The organism is Paenibacillus sp. P4_A7 (assembly GCF_056402455.1).
In genome coordinates, this window is the sequence record NZ_JBFUHJ010000341.1 from 1 (window position 1) to 5,998 (window position 5,998).

Annotated in this window: 8 protein-coding genes; all 8 read left to right on the forward strand. The window is 38.6% G+C overall.

All coding sequences use genetic code 11. The features are described from left to right. Positions 1-228 precede the first annotated feature (228 nt). Positions 229-657, forward strand: coding sequence for a hypothetical protein (locus AC1DWN_RS25570; RefSeq protein ID WP_477561714.1), 429 nt, complete (start codon positions 229-231; stop codon positions 655-657). 201 nt (positions 658-858) lie between these two features. Continuing rightward, complete coding sequence (locus AC1DWN_RS25575) at positions 859-1,494, forward strand: hypothetical protein (RefSeq protein ID WP_477561715.1); 636 nt, start codon at positions 859-861, stop codon at positions 1,492-1,494. Positions 1,495-1,729: 235 nt separating this feature from the next. After that, entirely contained in the window at positions 1,730-2,152 is a 423-nt protein-coding gene (locus AC1DWN_RS25580; protein ID WP_477561716.1) for a hypothetical protein, read from the forward strand. Positions 2,153-2,478: 326 nt separating this feature from the next. Continuing rightward, positions 2,479-2,991, forward strand: coding sequence for a hypothetical protein (locus tag AC1DWN_RS25585; protein ID WP_477561717.1), 513 nt, complete (start codon positions 2,479-2,481; stop codon positions 2,989-2,991). 188 nt (positions 2,992-3,179) lie between these two features. Next, positions 3,180-3,518, forward strand: coding sequence for a VOC family protein (locus AC1DWN_RS25590; RefSeq protein WP_477561718.1), 339 nt, complete (start codon positions 3,180-3,182; stop codon positions 3,516-3,518). A gap of 240 nt (positions 3,519-3,758) precedes the next feature. Continuing rightward, complete coding sequence (locus AC1DWN_RS25595) at positions 3,759-4,049, forward strand: hypothetical protein (protein ID WP_477561719.1); 291 nt, start codon at positions 3,759-3,761, stop codon at positions 4,047-4,049. A 347-nt stretch (positions 4,050-4,396) separates the two neighbouring features. Beyond that, positions 4,397-4,987: a hypothetical protein gene (locus AC1DWN_RS25600; RefSeq protein WP_477561720.1), complete on the forward strand. Its 591-nt coding sequence runs from the start codon at positions 4,397-4,399 to the stop codon at positions 4,985-4,987. Positions 4,988-5,060: 73 nt separating this feature from the next. Continuing rightward, positions 5,061-5,957: an RCC1 domain-containing protein gene (locus tag AC1DWN_RS25605; protein WP_477561721.1), complete on the forward strand. Its 897-nt coding sequence runs from the start codon at positions 5,061-5,063 to the stop codon at positions 5,955-5,957. Positions 5,958-5,998: the final 41 nt, after the last annotated feature.

The window sequence follows — 5,998 nt, forward strand, 5'->3', positions numbered from 1 at the left end:
GCCTAACCATGGTTGAACAAGTAGGGGGGATGAACAGAATAGCACTCGGGATCTAAGTCCCACGGGCAGGTACGTTCTATCCCCGGCTACCGTTATCTTACGACCACACAAAAATGAGGTCCACCAGAAAGATCTGGTGACCTCATAATACGAACGGGCAGGTTAGTGCAACATTCGTTTATAATTTAGCGTCCTAATTTATGGGATATTTACGAAGGAGGGAAATGATTGAGAAATGTTATGATGATTCTATTGTTAATGTGTTTCATAACAACAGGGTGCACGAAAGGTGCAAGCACGAATGATGAAATACTAATAACGGCAGAAGAGATTGAAGATGCATTTGAGAGGTACAATATTCCGTTAACTATGCCAAATGGATTAAGTCCAGAAAATGTATTTTTAAGGACTTTGAATGGTGTCAAACCCGAGGCTTATACAATTAATGAAAATCAATTAATCAGCTTTTATGTCTATTCCTCCAGTCATGAGACTGAAAAAGGACTAAAGGATTTTGAWGATAAAACAGCAGAAGCAAGTGTGGAAACGCACAGCAAATATCAAATACGGAATGTATTACTTTTCTATGTCACAGAACACGAATTTCATGATGAGCGTGTTAAAGAGATTATGGAGGGATTCCTGGTTACGAAGTGACCGTCCATTAACTAACGGGAGACGTTAGTTCAATAACAAATATTGTTAAGCAGACTGAGGTAGCCTGCTCATTTCATTAAGCTAACGGGCAAGATAGTTTAATCATTTCACGAATATGTAAAATATTGAGGTGTTTGCGAAGTTTGCAAATATGACGTTTTGTGAAATTACAGCAAACTTATTAAGAAGGGAAATACAACAATGTCTACTTACTACTACTTCAAGTGCAAGAAGTGTAATAGAATAGGTGGCTTTTATTCCCGCCAAGCATGGGGCTGGGGTAACTTTGACATCATAGATTCTTTTAAATTCCTAGCTTATCATACTGAGAAATGTGGAGAAGAAAATATAGGTGTAATTTCTGAACATGATGACAATTACGAAGAAGATTTGAATCAAGAAAAATTAGATTTTTACACTAAGGATTCGATTGATCATTTTCCTAAATCTAATGATTGGCGATACATGATGGAGCATAATGAATTAAATATAGATGAAATAAATAGTCTGTGGATAAAGCACGAAGTAAAAGGTTCAAAGCCTGATAACAGAGTCAAAATACGCGGCCATTTTAAGGAATATGAATACGAAAACAAGAAGAATATGTACATTTATAAGGCGTTATTTGTAACTTTTGAAGGAAAGGAATTTACGCTTTTGGGAATGCACCATAAACTTCCGGAATTAGATGTGAATTATTTGGTAATGGGTGATTTTGCGCCCACCGATATTATTAATAAAATCAAAGAAAAAATAGGAGAAATTAAGGGCGACTTAATTAATGTAACGGATATAAAGAGACTTAGGAATCTCGAAGAAGGCAGTAACTTCACATAACACCATATTCACGCTGCGTCGCTAACGCTCCTTGGTATGGCCGAAATTGAGAAGTCAGGTAGTAGAATCAGCCGGACAGATCTGCAAGACTAATCTCACTTCGCGAACCGGTGTAATGATCTGATCAGCCCTTAAGTCTTTCGACGTCGTGAACACAAGAACGTTAAGCTAACGGGCAGGATGTCGCAAAACAAAATATGCGTATATACAATAACCAATTATGTTAGGGGAGGTAATGATGAAAAATAAAAAATTGATGACTCTGATAGGTCTTTTCTTTATTGTGATATATTTAGCATTCAATATTTGGATGTTAATCAGTGTCAAAGCAACATTGAGAACAATATATCTTCATCCAGAGAAGGACAATCAAATAGTGTATAAACAAGTGACTGAATCAGCATTAAATAAGTTTCATAGAAAAGAAATATACCCATCAAGTTCATCAAGCCAGGATGATCTAATAGTTTACTCAACGAATATGGGATTTGGATTACACTTTTTCTACTCAGGTACCATTTGGATTAAATATACATACAAAGGATTAGACAAAAACACAATGGAAGTCAAATATGGTTCATCAAGAGTTCCAATGCAATTAAAGGTAAAACTGAAAAATGGAAGCTGGAGAATAACTGACAAATATGAAAAACCATAATATATAAACAGGTAAAGAGAGCAGAATAATTAACATAGAGCAGGTCGCCAATTTGGAGTTGGTTGTCATTAAGCAACGGAGAACGATAGCTCAATAAAACAGCGGCAGTTGTTGTCTGATAATAAAGTTGTTTGAATTTATAATAATGTCGTTTAAATTTTATAATAAAGTTTTTTAAAATACTGCCATCGTCGCTAAGCGAACGGGCAGGATAGTTGAATGACTTCGCGAATAACTTAAGTCATGGCGAATTTACGAAGTTCGCAAAAAAGACGTTATCTGAAATTATTGCAAAGAACTATTAAATTCGAGGGGTATCTCACTTGATGAAAATAATTGAAATATCATTTGTACTACCAATTTATTATTTATGTGWTGAAGTTACAGGTAAGAATGCTTACGAAGTAAAAAAGATTAAGGAAATATTAGGTATTAGATTTGATGATTATTATTTATTGAACAAGTATGACTCATATGGTGATGGAGTTACGAGGGGAGGTAAAGGTGACATTTTAGTCTTCAGACAAGAAGATGATAGTAARGAATTTCTTGTATTTGATTTTTATAATGGATACACAGATCAGCATAATATGGTTATGTTTGGAGTTAGGTGTTTCGAGAATGAGGAGATAAAAACTTTAATGATAAGTCTCCATAAGAGAAGTGTCCCGACAAGCCAATATACAGAAAACGAAGAAGAAAATCTTTTGAGAATGGCTGATATAAGAAATTATCCAAAACTTATAAATGACTATGGAAGACAATTCTATCAACACATAGAAAGTTACTATCAACACATAGAAAGTTATATTAATGACAATTTAGAGTATAGAAGCTAATCGAATATTCATTAGAAAGTGTGCCTTCGAAGGCAATAACTTCAGATGACACCATATTCACGCATCGGGCCATTCGCCTTCATTAAGCTAACGGGCAGTTATCAGAAAAAATATAGCTCTCATACAGGAAAATATAGGTAACCAGTCGAAGAAATAACATCAAACATTTTGGTTAAGGGGATGATTTCTTGACACTCATTAAAAATCGCATTGTTGACCTTTATATTTCGTGTGAAGATGAAAAGCGTGCCAAGGATTGGTACTTAAACGTATTAGGGCTATCTGATTTAGTGATGGAAAATGGCAGTAGACTTTTGTTGATGGAATGGGGAGAAAAACATAAGCCAATAGTTGATGGGGCTGTGTTTAGCTTCCAAGCTCCTGATATTCATAAAGCTCACTCAGAATTAAAGCTAAGAGGTGCTAAAGTTGATGAAGAGGTAGCACAATTCGGTGCTCAATCCTTTGGGTTTCACGTAATTGATTCTGAAGGAAATGTAATTTTGATTATTGACCAAGCCAGTTAAGGTTAACGCATAATTAAGCTAACGGGCAGGATAACTCAATATACACGGATAGGTACGAAACCCTTTAGTTGGTACTACGAATATTTAGTACTATTACCTGTTAAATAATGTTGTTAAACTTTTTTCATTGGGATGCGGTTCTACATGTGAAAATGGAGGTAAATTCAGTAAAATTCATCACGAAAATCAGATTTGTGTAAATGTCTTTTTGTATTAGACTACAAGAAAAGAGGGGGGAATGTGTTAAATAGCAGGTTTGCTCTGAATTTTGGTTTGACTTTTGTTTATCTAATCATTTTTTATTTTGTTACACATGTTCTGATGCTAATCAACATAATTGATGATGGTGTTTTCACTATAAATAGAGTATTTATTGGTTTTTACCAATGGGTTTACTTAATTCCACTTATGATTTATTTGAAAAAGGAAAAGAAATCATATAAAGGTTATCTTGTAGGTGGTTTATTTATATCTGTTTTAAATATCGCTTTATTTATTTGGATATTGCTTGACCCAAGTAAATTTATTTAAAATTATCCGTCCTAAGCTGACGAGCAGGTTTGCTCAACAAGATTTTTATTTTAAGATAGCCACCAATTTATGCATGTTGGTTTTTTTTGCAATTTATGGACGCGCAAGGCGACGAGTCGGGAATGAAATAAAGTTGTCAACCAGTAAATAAGGTGCGAGTGGTGCGAGTTGTTACGTGCTGAAGGCTGGAGTGGTGCGAAGTTGTTGCGTCAAAGTTACACTTTTTGAGGAGAAATTAGGCCCCCGCCCCTCCATCAGGCCCTGACTAATCTCCTATCCTCTAAAATTCCTGCATATGGTAAAATGGGGCGGTACTGTAAAATGGACCGGATAGGAGTGTGCCAGCCATGGACACGAGTAGACTTAAATCCTTGCGCGTGAAACAAATCATTTTCATCAATGCATGTATTTGCATCCTCATCCCATTATCCGGCGGTCTCTTACTTGTTCTAGAGCCGTCGCCTTCGGACGCTTATCTTGTAGGCGTTTTTTTGTATGGGGCCTTATTGCTTTTTGAATTTTGGAGCCTCTTTTTCCCGAAGCATCTGCTCTTCATGCACGGCCCCCGGTTTATGCGTGAAATTGCGGAATATGAACGGGAAAAGTTAGGCAAGAAGCAAGATCGAAATGGACGAATTGTGAGACTATTTGCCTTTACGTTCTTACTAGGGAATCAATTAGTGGCTTTTACTCGTATAAGGGATGACGATCCCATGCAAATTCGGGATGTGTCTGGATTTTGGACGATTATGGCTATTCTAGTTTTAATCTTTACCTTATTGGGTAACGCGGCCATCCTGTACCRCATTCACAAAATCGATAAAACAGAGCCGGGGCAATTCCGCTGGTTTACGCTTAAATCGTTGGCACTGGGAGTTATCTTAGGTCTGGTCTCCGTGCTCCTTTTGAGTGTGGGGTTCGGAATCGTGTTGAATTAGCGGGGAGTTATTACTCTAACTGGCAGATTAGTGGAATATGTAATCAAAAATAGAAGGTGATAAACAAGTGAACATTGAAGGTGATTGGCTCGGACAGGCGGCGTTAAAGGTGAAACACTGGCCTAAAGATACCATAGCGGCGGGTCGTCGTAATACCGTTGGGCTTAAATCTGACGGAACGGTGACGGCTGTGGGTGATAATAAATATGGCCAATGTGATGTAAGCGGCTGGCGCGATATTGTGGCGGTCGTGGCTGGTAATGTTCATATGGCGACTAACACGGGTAATGCTCATACAATCGGTCTTAAATCTGACAGTACTGTGGCGGCTGTGGGTTGGAATAAGCATGACCAATGCAATGTAAACGACTGGCGCGATATTGTAGCGGTTGCGGCGGGTTGGCGTCGTACCATTGGGCTTAAATCGGATGGCACGGTGGTAGCAGTGGGCCGAAATAATGAAGGTGAATGCAATGTAAGCGGCTGGCATGATATTGTGGCGGTCGCGGCGGGTGACTGGCATACCATCGGTCTTAAATTGGAAGGCACGGTGACGGCTGTGGGTAATAATCGGTATGGCCAATGTAATGTAAGCGGCTGGTGCGATATTGTGGCGGTCGCGGCGGGTTRTCTTCATACAATCGGTCTTAAATCGGACGGTACGGTGACGGCTGTGGGTTTGAATAAACATGACCAATGCGATGTAAGCGGCTGGCGCGGTATTGTGGCGATAGCGTTGGGTAGTAATCATACCATCGGCCTTAAATCKGACGGTACTGTGGCGGCTGTGGGTTGGAATGAGTATGGCCAATGTAATGTAAGTGATTGGCGCGATATTGTAGCGATTGCGGCGGGTTGTGCCCATACCGTCGGGCTTAAATCGGACGGCACGGTGGTTGCTGTGGGTGATAATGAATATGGCCAATGCGATGTAAGCGGCTGGCGCGGCATCCAGCTACCCGGAAATTAGTTTTTAATATTAATATACATATAATAATGAAAGCCATGTAC

Excerpts from the sequence above, each read along its gene's own strand:
- AC1DWN_RS25575 (WP_477561715.1), top strand. The coding sequence starts at position 859 with ATGTCTACTTACTACTACTTCAAGTGCAAGAAGTGTAATAGAATAGGT.
- AC1DWN_RS25580 (WP_477561716.1), top strand. The coding sequence starts at position 1,730 with ATGATGAAAAATAAAAAATTGATGACTCTGATAGGTCTTTTCTTTATT.